At 71.6% G+C, this 15,730-nt stretch carries 17 protein-coding genes; 9 read left to right on the top strand and 8 right to left on the bottom strand.

Going from position 1 to position 15,730, the window contains the following annotated elements; translation table 11 throughout:
- Window positions 1-150 precede the first annotated feature (150 nt).
- Window positions 151-1,308 (top strand): hypothetical protein, encoded by a 1,158-nt coding sequence (locus tag FOF48_RS06585; protein WP_143899314.1) that lies wholly within the window; start codon window positions 151-153, stop codon window positions 1,306-1,308.
- On the opposite strand, the gene FOF48_RS06580 is transcribed toward FOF48_RS06585, so the two are convergent.
- The 3 genes from FOF48_RS06580 to FOF48_RS06570 form a co-directional block, all read right to left on the bottom strand.
- Complete coding sequence (locus FOF48_RS06580) at window positions 1,303-1,791, bottom strand: GNAT family N-acetyltransferase (protein ID WP_143899313.1); 489 nt, start codon at window positions 1,789-1,791, stop codon at window positions 1,303-1,305. The genes FOF48_RS06585 and FOF48_RS06580 overlap by 6 nt on opposite strands.
- A gap of 81 nt (window positions 1,792-1,872) precedes the next feature.
- The gene (locus tag FOF48_RS06575) at window positions 1,873-2,301 is read right to left on the bottom strand and encodes a tetratricopeptide repeat protein (protein WP_143899312.1); all 429 of its coding nucleotides are present in this window, start codon (window positions 2,299-2,301) and stop codon (window positions 1,873-1,875) included.
- 25 nt (window positions 2,302-2,326) lie between these two features.
- Window positions 2,327-2,830 carry a DUF3592 domain-containing protein gene (locus FOF48_RS06570; RefSeq protein WP_161664236.1) on the bottom strand — a complete coding sequence of 168 codons (504 nt, stop codon included), beginning with the start codon at window positions 2,828-2,830 and terminating at the stop codon, window positions 2,327-2,329.
- Window positions 2,831-3,040: 210 nt separating this feature from the next.
- Here FOF48_RS06570 and FOF48_RS06565 point away from each other — a divergent pair, with 210 nt between their 5' ends.
- A complete protein-coding gene (locus FOF48_RS06565) occupies window positions 3,041-3,874 on the top strand; it encodes a 3'(2'),5'-bisphosphate nucleotidase CysQ (protein ID WP_143899310.1) in 834 nt (277 codons plus the stop codon).
- Here FOF48_RS06565 and mug read toward each other — a convergent pair whose 3' ends face one another.
- On the bottom strand, window positions 3,875-4,429 hold the full coding sequence (gene mug, locus FOF48_RS06560; RefSeq protein WP_186001810.1) for a G/U mismatch-specific DNA glycosylase: 555 nt from the start codon (window positions 4,427-4,429) through the stop codon (window positions 3,875-3,877).
- 142 nt (window positions 4,430-4,571) lie between these two features.
- Between mug and FOF48_RS06555 the strand changes: the two genes are divergently transcribed.
- Both FOF48_RS06555 and FOF48_RS06550 read left to right on the top strand, forming a co-directional pair.
- Window positions 4,572-5,840, top strand: coding sequence for a glycosyltransferase family 87 protein (locus FOF48_RS06555; RefSeq protein ID WP_143899309.1), 1,269 nt, complete (start codon window positions 4,572-4,574; stop codon window positions 5,838-5,840).
- Between the two features lie 85 nt (window positions 5,841-5,925).
- On the top strand, window positions 5,926-6,234 hold the full coding sequence (locus FOF48_RS06550; protein ID WP_143899308.1) for a hypothetical protein: 309 nt from the start codon (window positions 5,926-5,928) through the stop codon (window positions 6,232-6,234).
- Window positions 6,235-6,246: 12 nt separating this feature from the next.
- Here FOF48_RS06550 and FOF48_RS06545 read toward each other — a convergent pair whose 3' ends face one another.
- A complete protein-coding gene (locus FOF48_RS06545) occupies window positions 6,247-6,621 on the bottom strand; it encodes a DUF423 domain-containing protein (RefSeq protein WP_143899307.1) in 375 nt (124 codons plus the stop codon).
- Window positions 6,622-6,723: 102 nt separating this feature from the next.
- On the opposite strand from FOF48_RS06545, the gene FOF48_RS06540 reads away from it, so the two are divergent.
- Together FOF48_RS06540 and FOF48_RS06535 are read left to right on the top strand one after the other, a co-directional pair.
- Window positions 6,724-7,392 (top strand): SET domain-containing protein, encoded by a 669-nt coding sequence (locus FOF48_RS06540; RefSeq protein WP_143899771.1) that lies wholly within the window; start codon window positions 6,724-6,726, stop codon window positions 7,390-7,392.
- 50 nt (window positions 7,393-7,442) lie between these two features.
- Entirely contained in the window at window positions 7,443-8,378 is a 936-nt protein-coding gene (locus tag FOF48_RS06535) for an acyl-CoA dehydrogenase family protein (RefSeq protein WP_143899306.1), read from the top strand.
- Window positions 8,379-8,444: 66 nt separating this feature from the next.
- Here the strand turns inward: FOF48_RS06535 and FOF48_RS06530 are convergent, their stop codons facing one another.
- Window positions 8,445-9,152 carry a DUF1178 family protein gene (locus FOF48_RS06530; RefSeq protein ID WP_143899305.1) on the bottom strand — a complete coding sequence of 236 codons (708 nt, stop codon included), beginning with the start codon at window positions 9,150-9,152 and terminating at the stop codon, window positions 8,445-8,447.
- Between the two features lie 119 nt (window positions 9,153-9,271).
- Between FOF48_RS06530 and FOF48_RS06525 the strand changes: the two genes are divergently transcribed.
- On the top strand, window positions 9,272-10,105 hold the full coding sequence (locus FOF48_RS06525; protein WP_255441971.1) for a hypothetical protein: 834 nt from the start codon (window positions 9,272-9,274) through the stop codon (window positions 10,103-10,105).
- A 12-nt stretch (window positions 10,106-10,117) separates the two neighbouring features.
- Window positions 10,118-11,428, top strand: a complete 1,311-nt coding sequence (locus tag FOF48_RS06520) for a M18 family aminopeptidase (protein ID WP_143899303.1) — start codon at window positions 10,118-10,120, stop codon at window positions 11,426-11,428.
- An 86-nt stretch (window positions 11,429-11,514) separates the two neighbouring features.
- Here the strand turns inward: FOF48_RS06520 and FOF48_RS06515 are convergent, their stop codons facing one another.
- On the bottom strand, window positions 11,515-13,635 hold the full coding sequence (locus FOF48_RS06515) for a M4 family metallopeptidase (protein WP_143899302.1): 2,121 nt from the start codon (window positions 13,633-13,635) through the stop codon (window positions 11,515-11,517).
- 441 nt (window positions 13,636-14,076) lie between these two features.
- On the opposite strand from FOF48_RS06515, the gene FOF48_RS06510 reads away from it, so the two are divergent.
- Complete coding sequence (locus FOF48_RS06510) at window positions 14,077-14,598, top strand: DUF2378 family protein (protein WP_255441969.1); 522 nt, start codon at window positions 14,077-14,079, stop codon at window positions 14,596-14,598.
- Between the two features lie 19 nt (window positions 14,599-14,617).
- Here FOF48_RS06510 and FOF48_RS06505 read toward each other — a convergent pair whose 3' ends face one another.
- Entirely contained in the window at window positions 14,618-15,631 is a 1,014-nt protein-coding gene (locus tag FOF48_RS06505; protein WP_143899300.1) for a serine protease, read from the bottom strand.
- Window positions 15,632-15,730: the final 99 nt, after the last annotated feature.

Below are 15,730 nucleotides of genomic sequence, written 5' to 3'. Positions count from 1 at the left end.
CCGGGCCTGTCCGCCCGGGGCTTCGTCGCTTCTCGAGCCGGTGTCGGTGATGCCGCTCCCGCCCCGCCCCGTGGGGTGATGGCGGGGGGCGGGGCCGGTCGTTCAGGCTGGCGTGGGCACTTCGCCCCTGCCTCCGGAGGCCGTCCCGTCATGGTGCCCCAGCCGCTGCCGCGCCCCTGGCTTCCGCCGACGTACGCCGAGGTGGAGGCGATTGTCCGGATGCAGGATGCCGCCCTGCGCAACCTCCACATCACCCAGGCGTACCACGTGCTGAAGCTCGCCTTCACCGCTGTGCTGGGGGACGTGGACGTGTCGTGGTGTGGCTTCGCCACCTGGGCGTCGAAGACGGCGGGGACGTTCATCCGCAAGGACATGGTGTCCGCGCTGGAGCGCAACCTGCTGGCTCGCGCGGAGGACCTGATGCGCACGCTCGGCGTGACGCAGGCGCGGCTGTTGGTTTCGTGGGGATTGCCGTCGGCCGTGAGCGCCGTGCTGTCGCGGGTGATGGAGCCGGTGGTGGACGGGATGGCGAAGCAGGTCGCCATCGGCAACCTCATCGTGTTCGAGGACCTGGGGCCGCTCTACGTGGCGATGCTGGAGCACTTCACCGGCCCCGGGGGGATGGGGCCCGCCGCGCTGGCGCGCGTGGTGTCGCGGCTGAAGCCGGGGCCGCTGGAGACCGGGGGGCAGGACCTGCTCATCCAGGCGGCGCGCGCGTACCAGGACGCGCTGCGCGTGGCGCGCCCCAAGGACCGCGCGGAGCGGGTGTTCCTTGCCAACGCGCTGGTGGGCTACCACGAGCAGACGCGGCTGCAGGGGCCCATCGTCGGGGCACTCGGGGCGCCGTTGAAGGCGCTGTTCCTGGTGAACCTGCTGGAGCTGTTCCGCACGAGGGCGTCCGGGCTGCCGGAGCCGTGGTTGCTCGCGGCCTTCACGCCGCTGGCGGAGCAGCTGGAGCGCTGCTGGCGCGAGCTGATGACGCGGGAGCTGATGACGCTGGAGCTGCCGGACCGGACGCTGCGGTTGGGCGAGGACATCCCGGCGCTGACGCCCTCGGCGGACTTCCCCAGGGACCTGCTGCGGCTGGAGCACCCGGAGCTGCTGCGGCTGATGAAGCGGCTGGACCGGACGCCGGACGACACGGCCGGCAGCGCGGCGCGGGACTGGGGGGCCTTGAGCGACCGGATGAACCTGGTCGTGGACCTGTTCCGTTCGCGGCAGCAGGACCGGGGGCTGTACCAGGCGCCCTTCACGCCCTCGCAGGTGGAGGCGTTCCAGCACGGCCGGATGCCGCACGGCCGGCTATGAGCGAGGGGGCGCCTCGCGGGTCATCTCCACCATGGTGGGGCGCCAGCCCAGCCGTTCGAAGAGCCGCCGCGCGGATTCATTCTTCGCGGCGGTGGAGAGCACGACGCGCGGGGCGCCCATGTCGGTGAGCCGCTGGACCATGGCCTCCGCGAGCAGCCGGCCGGTGCCGGTGCCCCGGGCCTTCGCCTCCACCCAGATGTCGTGCAGGGCGCCGTGCTTGTCGAGGAGCATGTTCCAGTCCACGCCCTCCAGCCGTCCGTAGCAGTAGCCCACGACGTCGCCGTCCAGCTCCGCGACGAGCACCACGGCCTCCTGGGGGCGGCGGGCCTCCTTGCCCAGCCACCAGCGGTAGCCGGCCTCCACGTCGTCGGGGACCATGAAGCGCTGGGCGTCGAAGCCATGGTGCTGGTGCGCGAGCGCCGCGCCCATGCGGCCGAGCGCGGGCGCGTCCGAGTCCTTCGCGGGGCGGATGATGACGGGCATGCGTTCTCCAGGAGGCGCGGGTGTCGGCTCCAGGATGGGCATCGCGGGCCGCGTCTGTCGAAGCCTTCCGGTGGGAAATGCTCAGCGGGCCACGCGGGCGAGCGCCGCGCCGATGCCGTGCTCGACGACGCTCCGGTAGGGGCCCTCGGAGACCTGGGGGAGGGCGTCGAGGGCCTGCTGATAGTGGGCGCGGGCCAGGGGCAGGTCTCCCTGGTCCTCGGCGCACCGGCCCAGGTTGAGGTGCAGCGAGGCGAAGAAGGGGCGCACGCGCGCGTCATCCACGGCGAGCGCCCGGTCGAGCGACACCTGGTTCCAGTGCCGCGTGTCCTCGGGCGTAGGCTGGTGCCGCGCGAGGTAATGCGCCGCGATGCAGGCCTCGTAGTCGTCGGAGGCCACGTCCCACGCACGCTGGAAGCAGTCGCGGGCCTCGTCATCCCGCCGCGCCAGCTCCGCCTGAATGCCCTGGCCGCACAGCTTCACGACGGGATTCTCCGGGTCCATGCGCCGCATGATGCGACGCGGGGACGCCTTCCGCCTACCGGGCCTTCGCGCGCATCGGGGGCGCCTGGCGCTTGCCATCGCGCAGGCCCGTGCGCGCCATCTCCACCAGCCCCCACGCGGCCACCAGGGCGAACACCGCGCCGCCCAGCGTCACCAGGTAGTTCACGAAGCCCGTGCTGCCGCACTCGATGCACGCGACGGAGGGATCCTCCGGCTCGTAGTGCAGCGTCACCGGGGCCCCCGTGGGGTAGTGGCGCGACACCGCCTGCGCGTCCGCGAGCCCGCCGGAGCCGTTGCCGTCGAAGGCCACCGTGTCGGACGTGTACGGGATGCCGTTCACCTCGTAGCGGTAGCTCACCTCCGGCCGGAAGCTCACCGCGCGCTTGCTGCGCAGCGTCTCCACGCGGGAGCTCAGCACCGTGCCCTGCACCGTGGGCCAGTCCTTGCTCACCTTCGAGCGGTACACCATCCGCCCACCCGCGAACGCCAGCGCCACGCCGATGCCCAGCAGGGCCAGTCCCATCAGCCACTTCATCATCGCTCGAGTCCTTGCCGCGCCCGGCCGTCCCGCCGCCAGCGCTGAAGTCGCAAACCCCCAGGGATTGCAGCCACCGGGCCAGCACGCCTTCCCTCGGAACCGATGCACGCCCCCACGGGGCATTTTTCCCCGCGAGGGGCAATCCGCCCCAATCCATCCCCTACCGTTGGTTTCCAAAGCAGCGCCGAGCGGGCAGACTGGCCGCCCTCCATGCCCGCACTCGCCCATGAACTCGAAGTGGCCCGGCGCATCGCGCGTCAGGCCGGTGACATCCTCCTCCAGGTCTACGCCACCGACTTCTCCGTCACGGACAAGGCGGGCGGCGCCGGGCCCGTCACCGTGGCCGACGAGCGCGCCAACGCCTTCATCGTGGGCGAGCTGCGCAAGGCCTTCCCGGCGGACGGCGTGGTGGCGGAGGAGAACGAGGACGCCTCCGACGCGAAGCGCTTCGAGCGCTGCTGGTACGTGGATCCGCTCGACGGCACGCAGGAGTTCGTGAACCGCAACGGCGAGTTCGCCATCCACATCGGCCTCGCGGTGGAGGGGCGCGCGGCGGTGGGTGTCGTCTACCGCGCGGTGGGTGACGTCCTCTATTCGGGCATCGTGGGCGAGCAGGGCCATGTGGAGGACCCCCAGGGCCGCCGTGCGTTGCGCGTGTCCGACGTGGCGGATCCAGCGGCGCTCCGGCTCGTCGTGTCGCGCTCGCACCGCTCGAAGACGACGGACGCGGTGGTGCAGCGGCTGGGCATCACGAAGGAGACGGAGTCCGGCTCCGTGGGGCTCAAGTGCGGCCTGCTGGCCGAGGCCCGCTGCGACCTCTACGTGCACGTCAGCGACAAGAGCTACCGCTGGGACAACTGCGCGCCGGAGGCCGTCATCCGCTCCGCGGGAGGCGTGCTCACGGACCTGGCCGGAGCGCCGTACCTGTATGACGGCTCCGAGCTCCAGAACCGCCGGGGCCTGCTCGCATGCAACGCCGCCGCCTTCGACCGGGTGCTGCCCGTCGCGGCGCAGGTGGCCCGCGAGGCCGGCCTGCTGAAGTAGTCAGCGGGGCTCCGCCGCGCGGCGCAGCTCGCCATACAGCCGCGCGAGGTCCGGGAGCTGGTAGCTGGCGTTGAGGCCGCTCGGATTGGGCAGCACCCACAGCCGCGTGTCGCCCAGCGTCTCCTCCTGCGGCCCGAACCTCGCCTTCGGCCGCGCGAAGGCCGTGCGGTACGCGCCCAGCCCCAGCACCGCGAGGAACGCCGGACGGCAGCGCTCCACCTTGCGCGCCAGCGACTTCGCCCCCTGCGCGTAGTCCGCCGCGTCCAGCTGGTCCGCGCTCGCGGTGGCCCGGTCCACCACGTTGGTGATGCCCAGCCCGAGCGCCAGCAGCTCTCCCTGTTCGGACGGCAGCAGGCGCCGCGGCGTGAACCCCGAGGCATGCAGCGAAGGCCAGAAGCGGTTGCCGGGCCTCGCGAAGTGCATGCCCACCACCGCCGAGTAGAGGCTGGGGTTGATGCCGCAGAAGAGCACCCGCAGGCCCGGGGCCAGCAGGTCCGGCACGGTGCGGCCGGTGGCCGCGAACAGTTCGTCCTTCGTGGGGCGGTGGAGCTTCATCGCGTGGGCTTGCAAGGGGTGGAACCTAGCGGGCTGGATGCGGGCCCGCACGTGCACGCGCCTGGACGGGGCCCGGGCAGGGGAGGGGCCGGGCGCCTTTCCCGGCGACAGCGCCCCCTTTCCGTGGGCAGAGTGCCACCCCGTGTCCGAACCGACTCCGCCCGCGCCCTTCCGCTTCCGGCCCGGGCCCCCGCACTGGCTCGCGCTCGCCGTGAGCGTGTTGCCGCTCGCGCTCTATGCGTTCTCCTCGCGCGAGGGCGACCTGCCGCTGTACTTCAACACGGCCCGGGCGTTCCTGGACGGCGCGGTCCCCAACCGCGACTTCCGCTTCGAGTACCCGCCCTACGCGCTCCTGTGGTTCGTGCCGGCGACCTGGGTGGGCGGCGACGTGCGCGGCTTCATCCTCGCCTTCGGCCTCCAGCTCACGCTGTTCGACGCGCTCATCAAGTGGCTGCTCCTGTCCGAGGGCGCGCGCAGGTGGGGGACGGGGTGGCGCGCGTGGGTGCCGTTCGCCGCGTACTCGGTCGTGAGCTGGATCCAGAGCCTGCACTACCTCAAGCGCTACGACCTCCTCCCCGCGGCGCTGACCCTGTTCGCGCTGGTGGCCCTGATGCGCCGCCGCGAGGGCTGGGCCGGCGTGGCGCTCGCGGTGGGGGCCGTCACCAAGCTGTACCCGGCGGTGCTCGTGCCGCTCGCCCTGGCCGTGTGCTGGCGGCGGGGCGCGAAGCCCACGCGCGCGCTGGTCGCGGGGCTGGCCGCGGGCGTGTTGCCCCTGGTGCCGCTGAGCTTCGTGTGGCCGTGGTGGAAGTTCGCGTCCTTCCACGTCGAGCGGGGCCTCCAGGTGGAGTCGCTGAGCGCGGGCCTGCTGTGGGCCGCGCACCTGCTGGGGTTCGCCCACGCGCAGTGGGTCCACGCGCCCGCCGCCTATGAGCTCCAGGGGCCGGATGCCGAGGCGGTTCGCGCCGTCACGCGCCAGCTGTGGGTGGCGGGCTCGCTGCTGGCCGCGGCGGTGTCCGTGCGTGGCGCGTGGCGCAGGCCCCCCGTGCACATGGAGGACCTGGCCCGGCTGGCCGGGGTCCCGCTCGTGGCCTTCGTCATCCTCAATCCGGTGCTGAGCCCGCAGTACCTCATCTGGCTCACCGGGGCCGCCGCGCTCGCGCTGCTGTCGGGCTCGGTGGGGCCGGCCGCCGCGCTGCTGGTGGCCGCCGCCATCACCCGGGGCATCTTCGCGGGGAGCACGTACCGGACGGGAATCCAGCCGTCGTTCACGCTGCTGCTCCTCGCCCGGAACGCGATGGTGCTGGGCGCGGGAATCGCCTGGGCCCGCGAGGCCTGGCGGCTGGGATGGCCCGGTGTCGAGGCGCTCCCCGAGGCGAAGGACGCTCCCTCGCCGACCCTCTCGGGCGGCTAGGCCCGCCTGCCTGCCTGGCGCCCATGAGGAGGTCATGGGCACCGAGGCCGCTGCGAAGCGCTGGCCTCGCTGTTAGGGGGAGGCCATGGCCCGACCGGTGAACATCAACGCCCTGCTGCCCGTGGAAGCGGACTTCCAGCGCGAGCGCGCCTCCGGGTTGCGCCGCTCTGGCGACAAGCTGGAGGAGGCGCTCGCGCACCTTGCCCAGGCGGAGCAGGCGCTGCGCGCCCTGCGGGGCATCGCGCGGATGGAGGGCTACGCGGCGTACCGCGCGGTCTGGAAGGAGGCGGAGCGGCTGCGCTGGAACCTCACCGTGCAGCGCGAGGCCTGCGGGCTGCGCAACCACCGCGACCTGGACGCCATCTACCCGCTGCCGCCCCTGTTGAAGGAGTGACGGCCCCTCGCCTCACGGGGCGGTGCGCCACGCGGCCACGGCGAAGAGCACCCAGCCGGCCAGGAAGCCCAGGCCGCCCAGCGGCGTGATGGCGCCCAGCACGCGCACCCCGGAGAGGGCGAGCGCGTAGAGGCTGCCGGAGAACAGGACGATGCCCGCGAGCATCGCCCACCCGGCGGAGGACAGCAGCGCCGAGGGACGCACCGCGCCCAGCAGCCCCACCGCCACCAGCGCGAGCGCGTGGTACATGTGGTAGCGCGCCCCGGTTTCAAAGATGACCTGCAGGTCCTGGGAGAGCCGGGCCTTCAGGGCATGCGCCCCGAAGGCGCCCGCCGCCACGGACAGGAAAGCGTTCACCGCGCCCACCACGAGCCACCACCGCATCATCGAGTGCCTTTCTTCGCGCGCTTGACTGCGGCACGCTACACCGCGCCTCAAGGCAGCGTCCTGGTTGAACACGCACCCGCCCCAGCCGCTCCCATCCCGATGATGACTTCCCCTTCCTTCCAGCAGACCCCGTCGATCCCCTTCGAGCTGCGCCAGTCCCCCATCCAGGGCATGGGCGCCTTCGCCACCCGCCGCATCCGCAAGGGGGCGCGCATCATCGAGTACATCGGTGAGCGCATCACCCAGTCGCAGGCGGACGAGCGCTACGACGACGAGTCGATGGAGCGCCACCACACGTTCCTCTTCAACCTGGATGACGACACGGTGCTGGACGCGGGCACGCTCCACAACGAGTCGCGCTACATCAACCACTCGTGTGAGCCCAACTGCCAGTCGCTCATCGACAAGGGCCACATCCACATCTACGCGCTGCGCGCCATCGAGCCGGGGGAGGAGCTGACGTACGACTACGCGTACGAGCGCACACCGGAGATGGACGCGGAGGCGGAGGCCCTCTACGTCTGCCGCTGTGGCACGCCCTCCTGCCGGGGCACCATCCTCGCCCCGGACAAGAAGGCCCCCGCGCGGCGCAAGAAGCCCGCGCGCAAGGCCAAGGCTCCCTCCAAGTCCAAGGCCGCGTCGAAGTCCAAGGCCACCTCCAAGGCGAAGTCCGGGGCGAAGACGAAGAGCCCCTCGCCCGCCGCCGCGAAGAAGAAGCGGGGCACCCAGCGCGCGAAGTCCCAGGGCCGCGGCCGTCGCGCCGCGAGCTGAAGCCCCAAACGGACGCGCGCACTCCGGGGCCGGGCATTAGAGTGGGGGGCGTGAACGACGTCCTGCGCTTCCTGCTCACCGAGGCCCCCGACTCTCCTTCGCTCGACTCCGTGGACGCCTGGTGGCGCCGGCACCTCGCGGTGCTGCCGCGCTTCCCGGCCCCGGCGGACCTAGCGCTCGCCAGCGGCTTCCGGATGGACCGGCTGGGGTTCGCGTTCGCCTCCGGCTACCAGGCGGCGCTGCGCTCCCTCTTCCCCCAGCTCCCCGCGGACCGGCGCGTCGCGCTCTGCGCCACCGAGTCCGGGGGCGGGCACCCCACCGCGATGCAGACCCAGCTCACGCCCTCTGGCGCGGGCTGGAAGCTGGACGGCGTGAAGACGTACGTCACCCTGGGCACGCACGCGGAGGTGCTGCTGGTGGTCGCCTCCGAGGGGCGCGACGCCCAGGGCCGCAACCGCCTGCGCATGGCCGTGGTGGACGCGAAGACGCCCGGCGTGCAGGTGGAGCAGCTGCCGCCGCTGGGCTTCATCCCGGAGGTGCCCCACGCGGCGCTGCGGCTGGAGGGCGTGGTGCTGGCCCCGGAGGACGTGCTGCCCGGCGACGGCTACACCCGCTACCTCAAGCCGTTCCGCACCGTGGAGGACTGCCACGTCAACCTGGCCGTGCTGGGCTGGCTGGTGAAGGTGGGGCGCCGGTGCGGCTGGCCGGTGGCGCTGCGCGAGGAGCTGGTCGCCGTCGCGGTGATGATGCGCGCGCTCGCGAAGGAGGACCCCAGCGACCCGGGCGCGCACGTGGCGCTGGGCGGGGCCTTCACGCAAATGCACCGCGCGCTGGAGCGCTGCGAGGTGGCCTGGGAGGGCGTGGACGTGGAGATGCGCGAGCGGTGGCAGCGCGACCGGCGCGTGCTCGACCTGGCGTCCAAGGTGCGCGCGAAGCGGCTGGAGGTCGCGCGCCAGCGGCTGGCCGGCGGCGCGGGCGACGACTGAGACACGAAGCCCGCGCGGGAGGGGCCGGGGCCTCCTCCGCCGCGCGGGCCGGAACTTCCGTGAGGCCTAGTACCGCCCGCCGCCCAGCGCGGAGACGATGGCGGACAGGACGCGGTTCTCCACGCCCCAGACGGCCTTGTTCACGCCCTTCACGCCCGCGCCGCGCATGTAGTCGGTGAAGTCGTGCAGGGCGGTGGAGCGCTGCATGCGCTCGGTCTTGGCCGCGTAGAGCAGCGGCGTGTTGGGCGCGCCGGTGAGGCCCAGGTCGGGACAGGCCTCCGACAGCGCCGCGCGGTCGATGCCCGTCACCGCGGACATCATCGCCACGGTGAAGTGGTGCACGGGCAGCTCGCGCGCGTTGGGCACGCGCTCCAGCACCTTCGCGCGCGTCTCCGGATCCGTGGCCAGCTTGTCCATCGTGACGCGGGACATCTCCAGGATCTGCTCGTTGGTCACGTGCTTGTTGTCCAGGATGGCCCGGTCGAACAGGCTCTGCGGCGTGTCACCCTTGATGGTGATGTTCACGTCGGACATGCGCTGGCGCATGGTCTGGATGGCGCGACCGACCTCCGTGTTCGGCCCCCCGCGCCACGAGCCCGGCGTCGCCTGGACCGGCGCGGCGGTCGCGCGGGCCCGCGCCAGCTCCGCGCGGTTGAGCACTTCCGCGCGCGAGGCCGCGGTGGCCTGATTGGTCCGCGCGGGCTGCGCGGCGGGCGCCTGCGTGCGGGCCGGAGCGACGGAGGGAGCGGCGGGGCGGTTGCGGATCTCGGTCATGGAGGCTCTTTCTATCCTGGATGTCGGAGTACCGGATTATCGCCGGGAGGGCAGGGGAGTTGCCTCCCAGGTCCCCCGCCGCGCGTGCGTTCCGCCTCCGGACCGGTATGGTGCGCGCCATGTCCCCGCGCCTGCCCACCCAGTTCGCTGATCTCCTCACCCCCCGAGGCCGCCGCATTCTCGAAGGTCGAGACCCCGAGACATGTGGCGCGCTCCTGGACCCCACGCGCCCCTTCATCGCGCTGCAGGGCGTCATCGACGTGAAGAAGGCGCAGCAGGCCCGCGACGTGTTGGATGCCGCGCTGCGTGACACGTTGGTGACGATGGAGGACCCCATCCCGGAGGACTCCATCTCCGGCATGGTGGAGAACTACACGGAGGCGCTGCCCAAGACGGTGCGGGTGCGCACCGCGCTGCTGGAGAGCCGGCGCTCGCGCTCGTGGCGCGCGGCGGAGGCCGTGGGGTTGGTGGGGCTGTTGCGCTCGGACACGTTCGCGGCCTTCGCGGCGGCGGTGAGCGGCCGGGCCCTCAAGCGGGCCTGGGGCATCCAGGTGCTCTGCTACGGCCCCGGGGACTACACGGGCCCGCACAACGACCATCACCCGGAGGAGGCGGACGCGCGCGACGGCTACGTGGACATGCACGTCAGCCTGACGATGCCCGCCGTGGACCACCAGTACCTCGTCTACGCGAAGGACGGGCACTTCTCCGAGCTGACCCCGGTGAGCACCGTGGGCGGCGTCACCGTGTACCGGCTGCCCTTCTGGCACTACACGACGCCGCTCGTCGCGAAGAAGGCCCGCGAGGACGCCGCGCGCCGCTGGGTGCTCCTGGGCACCTTCCTGGACGCGGGGCCGGGCACGCGCGCCTCCTCCACCGTCCTGCCGCCGGGCGCCCCGCCGCCTGTCCGGGCGGCGACAGTCGGACGTGGCACCGGGGCCGGACGGCGTTAGCGTGCCGGGCCCATGAGCCCGACCGACATCGACACCCAGGCCAACGACCTCCTCCAGTACATCGACGCGTCGCCCACGCCGTACCACGCCGTGCGGGAGACGGCGCGCCGCCTCACCGCCGCGGGCTACCGCGAGCTCGACGAGCGCGAGCCCTGGGCCCTCGAGCCCGGCGAGAAGGTCTTCGTGGTGCGCGGCGACACGAGCATCGCCGCCTTCCACCTGGGCACGAAGCCCGTGGACGCCACCGGCTTCCGGCTGGTGGGCTCGCACACGGACTCGCCCAACCTGCGCCTCAAGCCGAACGCGCCCGTCAACCGCCACGGCTACCAGCAGCTGGGCGTGGAGATCTACGGCGGGGTGCTCCTGCACACCTGGACGGACCGCGACCTGTCCCTCGCGGGCCGCGTGGTGGTGCTGGACAACGGCCGTCCCCGGCACCACCTGGTGGACTTCCGCCGGCCGCTCTTGCGCGTGCCCAACCTGGCCATCCACCTCAACCGCGCCGTCAACACGGAGGGGCTGAAGCTCAACCCGCAGGAGCACATGGTGCCGGTGCTGGGCCTGGAGAGCGCGGGCCCCGCGGAGCTGCGGGCGCTGCTGGTGGAGGAGCTGGGCCGCGCGGGCGTGAAGGCCAGCGCGGACGACCTGCTGGGCTATGACCTCTGCCTCTACGACCTGCAGCCGTCCACCCGCTCCGGCCTGCACGGCGAGTTCCTCCACGCCCCCCGCCTGGACAACCTGGCCAGCTGCCACACCAGCCTCACCGCGCTCGTGTCCGAGCCCGGCCCGCGCGAGGCCACGTGCGGCGTGGTGCTCTATGACCACGAGGAGTGCGGCAGCCGCAGCGCGCAGGGCGCCGCGTCGCCGTTCTTGAAGGACCTGCTGGAGCGCATCGTCCAGGGGCACTCGGATGGCCGCGCGGACGCGTTCCACCGCGCCATCCGCCGCTCGTTCCTGGTGAGCGCGGACATGGCGCACGCGGTGCACCCCAACTACGCGTCCATGCACGAGCCGAAGCACCAGCCGCAGCTGGGCGGGGGCCCGGTCATCAAGACCAACGTCAACCAGTCCTACGCGACGGACGGCGAGTCGTGGGCGCACTTCGCCGCGCTGTGCAAGGAGGCGGGCGTCACGCCCCAGCACTTCGTCACCCGCACGGACCTGGGCTGCGGCAGCACCATTGGCCCCATCACCGCGGGGCAGCTGGGCATCCGCACGGTGGACGTGGGCAACCCCATGCTGTCCATGCACTCCATCCGCGAGCTGGCCGCCGCCTCCGACGTGGCCCGCATGGTGGCGGTGCTGACGCGCTTCTTCGCCTGAGGCGCCGGGCGTCTGGAAAAGAAAGAGGCGGGCCCGGTGTCACCACCGGGCCCGCCTCGGATGTTTCAAGAAGCGTCAGACGGCGACTAGTTCACGCCCACCGCGGTCCAGGCGTCCTTCACCTTCTGCACCTGGTTGGAGTCCGCGCCGAACAGGTCCGTGGCGGACTTGATGGTGGCCTCGCGGGCCTGGGCGAACGTCGTCTTCGGCGTCATGTACGTGGTGAGGGCGCGGCCGAAGATCTTCAGGCCGTCCTCCATCCCGACGCCGCCCTTCACTTCCAGGCCGGAGGTGCGGTTCTTGCCACCCTCCACCAGGAGGTAGAAGGCGTTGTTGGAGATGCCGCTGGAGCCGTGCACCTCCGTCTGCTTCGGGTAGTTCTTGTAGTTGTCGACCGAGTAGCCGTCCTTGGTCGGGTCGTTCATGTAGCGCAGGCCGTCATCCGGGTCGCCGTTGTTCGGGGTCCACGCGGCCTCGCCCACGGTCCAGTTCCACTTGGCCTCGGGGTTGTTCTTCGCGGCGTACCACTCCACGCCCGTGCCCATGATGTCGGAGAAGGACTCGTTCAGGCCGCCGGACTCGCCGCTGTAGATGAGGCCCGCGGTGCGCTCCGTGAGGCCGTGCGCGATCTCGTGACCCGCGATGTCCAGCGTGGTGAGCGGGCCGGACTGCTTGCCGTCGCCGTCGCCGTAGCTCATCTTCTCGCCGTCCCAGTACGCGTTCACGTAGTTGTTCTTCACGTGCACGTAGTTGACGAGCTTCTCGCCCGCGCCGTCGATCGAGTCACGGCCCAGGACGTTCTTGAGGAAGTCGTAGGTCATGGCCGCGCCGTAGTGCGCGTCGATGCCGGCCTTGGCGCGCTCCGGGTCGGTGGCCTCGCCCCACTTGTCGTTGTTGTCGTTGATCTTCGTCTGGCCGCTGGCCGTGGACTTGTTCATCGCGTCGTAGGTCACCACGCCCTTGCCGCGCGTCGTGTCCTCCAGCGAGTACGTGCCGTCCGCGTTCTTCGTGGTCTGCAGGTCCACGTGGCCGCTGTACATGGACAGGTCGTCGCGGTTGCCCGCGGGCGGGTTCTGCGGATCCGTCGGAGGAGGCGTGGTCTCCTTCGCGGAGATGTTCAGGCTCCAGTTGTTCAGGGTGCCCGTGTCGCGCGCGGCCTTGTCCTCGACGGTGAGCTTCCACTCGCCCTTGGTGCTCTCACCGGCGAAGGCGGTGCTCAGGTCGAACGTGCCGACGATGTCGTCCTTGGAGCCGCCCTTGCGGTCCTGCACCACGGCCGACTTGCCGGAGGGGCTGGTCAGCGTGACCTTGAGGTCGCCGCTCCAGGTGTGCTTGATGTTGAGGTCCAGCGACAGCTTGTCGACCGTCACGCCGTCCGGGATGTTGATCTTCGACTCGACCTTGCCCTTGTCCGGGATGGCGACGTTGGGGCTCGCGGTGCCGTTGACCTGGATGGGGGCCGGCGCGGCCTTGCTCCAGCCGCCGATCTTGTTGAAGCTCTCCAGCACCTTCCCCGTGTTGGCGTCGATGATGTAGTTCTGCTTCTTGGGCTTCTCCTGGCCGGCGATCTGCGTCACTTCCACCTGGTAGGCGGAGTGATACTTGCCTTCGGCGTCCTGGTAGACGACGCGCTCGGAAGAGGGCTGCTTGTCGGCCTTGCCGCCCAGCTCCTTCTTCGCGATGTCGATGGCCTGCTGCGGCGCCAGCTTGGGCTTCTGCGAACCCAGGCCCGCGGGGATGGGGTTCTGCTCACCGGTGACGCTGGACACCTTGCCGTCCTGGCCCAGGTGGCTGATGACCTGCTCGCCGAAGACCTTCACGCCCTCGTGCATGCGGTCCAGGCGGACGTGGGTCATGCCCAGCTCGTCGCGCTCGACGCTCTTGGGCGCCAGCGTGGGGCCGGACTTGTTCGCCGCCAGCAGCGACGAGGCCGTCATCGGCGGGGTGAGGTACTTCAGCGACGTCTGGATGGCCTGCTGCGCCTCCTTGCTGTCCAGCGCGAGGCGGCCCGGCTGGGCCCCCGTCGACTGGGTCGCGGACGTCTGCGCGGCGGTCGTCTGCGGGACCGCGGCGCCGCCAACGCGCGAAACGGACTCGAAGCCGTCCTTCACGCGCAGCACGTTCTTGGCCTTCGCCTGCGTCGTCGAAGTATCGGTGGTGGGACGGAGAGTAACGGGCGTCTGACCTTCGGTGCGGCGAATGCTCATGGATCACTCACACTGCAAGGGGGATGAACAATTCTCGCGTGTGAACTCCGAGAGTTTCCGATGGGTTGAAGAAGATAACGCGGAGTCCCAGAAAAATGCGGATACCACTGGTGGACTTCCTGTGAATTCAGCGGTTGACACGGAAATTTTGCTTTTCGTGGGGGTCCATCGAGACCCGAACTCCAGAAATCCCCGACGCAGGCCGTCATGAAATGATCCGGCGGGCCCGGGAAAATGCGGGAAAAATCACTGAAATAATCCATCCAAGCGGCATCCAGGCGGGCAGGGCGGGCAGGGCCGGGGCGCGGGGGCTGATACACTGCTTCGTGGTTTCCCGGCCGGGAGGGATGGGGAACCGAACCCTGGGGGGGTTGCTACATGGAGTCGTGGATTCAACCCGAGACACGGGACGGGCCCGCGCTTTCGCCATTGGCGGTGCGGGTGCCTCGCCGGAACTTCGATGGGCTGTTCCTGCATGCGTTGAGGCCGTTGGGTCCGTTCGCGCAGGCCTTGCGCAACGTGGGCTACGACCTGGATGCGGTGGAGGAGTCCTTTCCGCTGGAGGTGTGGCGCTCGGCGCTGGCGGTGGCCCGGCGGCATGCGTGTCCGGGCCTCGCGTGCGAGGACGCCAACCGCGTGCTGGGCACGCACTACGTGGAGGGGTTCGCGCAGACGCTGGTGGGGCGCATCTTCGCGGCGGCGGCGCCGCTGCTGGGCGCGGAGCGGTGCCTGACGCGGCTGCCCACGTACCTGCGCGCGGGCCGGGAGGACATGAAGTTGTCGCTGACGCCGGTGCGCGAGCGTGAGTGGCGGGCGTCCGTGGAGGACGCGGATCCGCTGCCGGACTTCGTGGCGGGGGTGCTGGAGCAGGTGCTGCGCCGCACGCGGGTGTTGCCGCGCGTGGACGTGCTGGAGCGTTCGGCCCACGGCTATTCGCTGAGGATCCGCTGGGACGAGGTCTGACGCCGGACGGCGGCCCCCGCTAGTTGAGGTACGTCTTGGGCGGGGGGCGTCTGCCGGAGGGGGTGGGGGGCGTGGGGCGGGCCTGCCTCCACCGGCCGATGACGTCCATCAGCCCGTCGAAGGTGTCGCGCAGGGCCCAGGCGCGGTCCTCCGCGTCCGGCAACCCCTCGCAGCGCAGGAGCCCGTCCCTCAACGCGCGCTGTACGCCGGGGCAGTCATCCCGCTCGTCGATGAGCTGTTCGGCGGTGTGGGCATAGAGCCGGTAGCAGCCCTCCACGTCCCCCCGGTTGTAGGCGGGCGCGCCCACGTTGATGGCGTGGCCCAGCAGCGCGGCCACGGACTCCACCGCGGGCGAGGCGCACCCGTCCAGCAGGCCCACGGGGTGCTGGGGCACCTTCCTCACGCGGGTGATGCGCTGCCGGGGCGTGTCCAGCGCGGACAAGGGGCGCAGCGGGCCGGGCGTCTTCAGGAGCGGCGTGATGTAGCGCACCGGGATGACCAGCCCCAGCGCGCGTCCGTTCGCGAGCGCGGCGGTGGCGAGCCCCACCAGCTGCCCTCGCGTGTCGAGCGTGGGCGCGCCCGACGCGTCCTCGGGGAGGGTGCGCGACAGCTCCAGCAGGGTGAGCCATTCCCCCAGCACCTGCACCGCGCGGACCTCCAGGGCGCGCGCTTCGGGGGGGCGGTCCCCGCGGGCGTGGAGCACGTACAGGGGTTCTCCCTCGGTGGGCAGCGTGTCCGCGCCCAGCGCGAGCGCGGGCACCAGGTCCGGGACGGACAGGCAGAGGACGGCCAGGTCGCGGCGCTCGTCCACCGCCGCCACCTGGACCACGGGGGAGCGCAGGCCGTCTGGTAGCACCGCGGTGATGGCGCGCGCGCTGGCCACCGCGTGGAGGCTGGTGACGACGTGTCCCTGGGAGGAGATGACGAAGCCCGTGGCGGTGTGCCCGCCCAGCTCCAGCAACACCAGGGAGGCGCTCGCGCGCCGCAGGGCCTCTTGGGCCCGCGCATGGCGTGCCTGGTCGTCCTCGGACATGGCAACCCCCGCTTGTGATGCCGCGACCGGCATTCCCGCCGGGCCAGCGCGGGGACCTCGGCCGCACCGCGTTGTATCAGCCCGCCCGCCCCCCACCCA

The sequence above is a fragment of the Corallococcus sp. Z5C101001 genome (genome assembly GCF_007352635.1).
GTDB classification, from domain to species: domain Bacteria; phylum Myxococcota; class Myxococcia; order Myxococcales; family Myxococcaceae; genus Corallococcus; species Corallococcus silvisoli.
Note: the sequence above shows the minus strand (reverse complement) of the source record. Positions and strands in the feature narration are given on the sequence as shown.

What these genes read in the sequence shown, in the direction of transcription:
- FOF48_RS06585 (WP_143899314.1), top strand. Translation starts at nt 151, where the DNA reads ATGGTGCCCCAGCCGCTGCCGCGCCCCTGGCTTCCGCCGACGTACGCC.
- FOF48_RS06580 (WP_143899313.1), bottom strand. Translation starts at nt 1,791, where the DNA reads ATGCCCGTCATCATCCGCCCCGCGAAGGACTCGGACGCGCCCGCGCTC.
- FOF48_RS06575 (WP_143899312.1), bottom strand. Translation starts at nt 2,301, where the DNA reads ATGCGGCGCATGGACCCGGAGAATCCCGTCGTGAAGCTGTGCGGCCAG.
- FOF48_RS06570 (WP_161664236.1), bottom strand. Translation starts at nt 2,830, where the DNA reads ATGATGAAGTGGCTGATGGGACTGGCCCTGCTGGGCATCGGCGTGGCG.
- FOF48_RS06565 (WP_143899310.1), top strand. Translation starts at nt 3,041, where the DNA reads ATGCCCGCACTCGCCCATGAACTCGAAGTGGCCCGGCGCATCGCGCGT.
- mug (WP_186001810.1), bottom strand. Translation starts at nt 4,429, where the DNA reads ATGAAGCTCCACCGCCCCACGAAGGACGAACTGTTCGCGGCCACCGGC.
- FOF48_RS06550 (WP_143899308.1), top strand. Translation starts at nt 5,926, where the DNA reads ATGGCCCGACCGGTGAACATCAACGCCCTGCTGCCCGTGGAAGCGGAC.
- FOF48_RS06545 (WP_143899307.1), bottom strand. Translation starts at nt 6,621, where the DNA reads ATGATGCGGTGGTGGCTCGTGGTGGGCGCGGTGAACGCTTTCCTGTCC.
- FOF48_RS06540 (WP_143899771.1), top strand. Translation starts at nt 6,724, where the DNA reads ATGACTTCCCCTTCCTTCCAGCAGACCCCGTCGATCCCCTTCGAGCTG.
- FOF48_RS06530 (WP_143899305.1), bottom strand. Translation starts at nt 9,152, where the DNA reads ATGACCGAGATCCGCAACCGCCCCGCCGCTCCCTCCGTCGCTCCGGCC.
- FOF48_RS06525 (WP_255441971.1), top strand. Translation starts at nt 9,272, where the DNA reads ATGTCCCCGCGCCTGCCCACCCAGTTCGCTGATCTCCTCACCCCCCGA.
- FOF48_RS06520 (WP_143899303.1), top strand. Translation starts at nt 10,118, where the DNA reads ATGAGCCCGACCGACATCGACACCCAGGCCAACGACCTCCTCCAGTAC.
- FOF48_RS06515 (WP_143899302.1), bottom strand. Translation starts at nt 13,635, where the DNA reads ATGAGCATTCGCCGCACCGAAGGTCAGACGCCCGTTACTCTCCGTCCC.
- FOF48_RS06505 (WP_143899300.1), bottom strand. Translation starts at nt 15,631, where the DNA reads ATGTCCGAGGACGACCAGGCACGCCATGCGCGGGCCCAAGAGGCCCTG.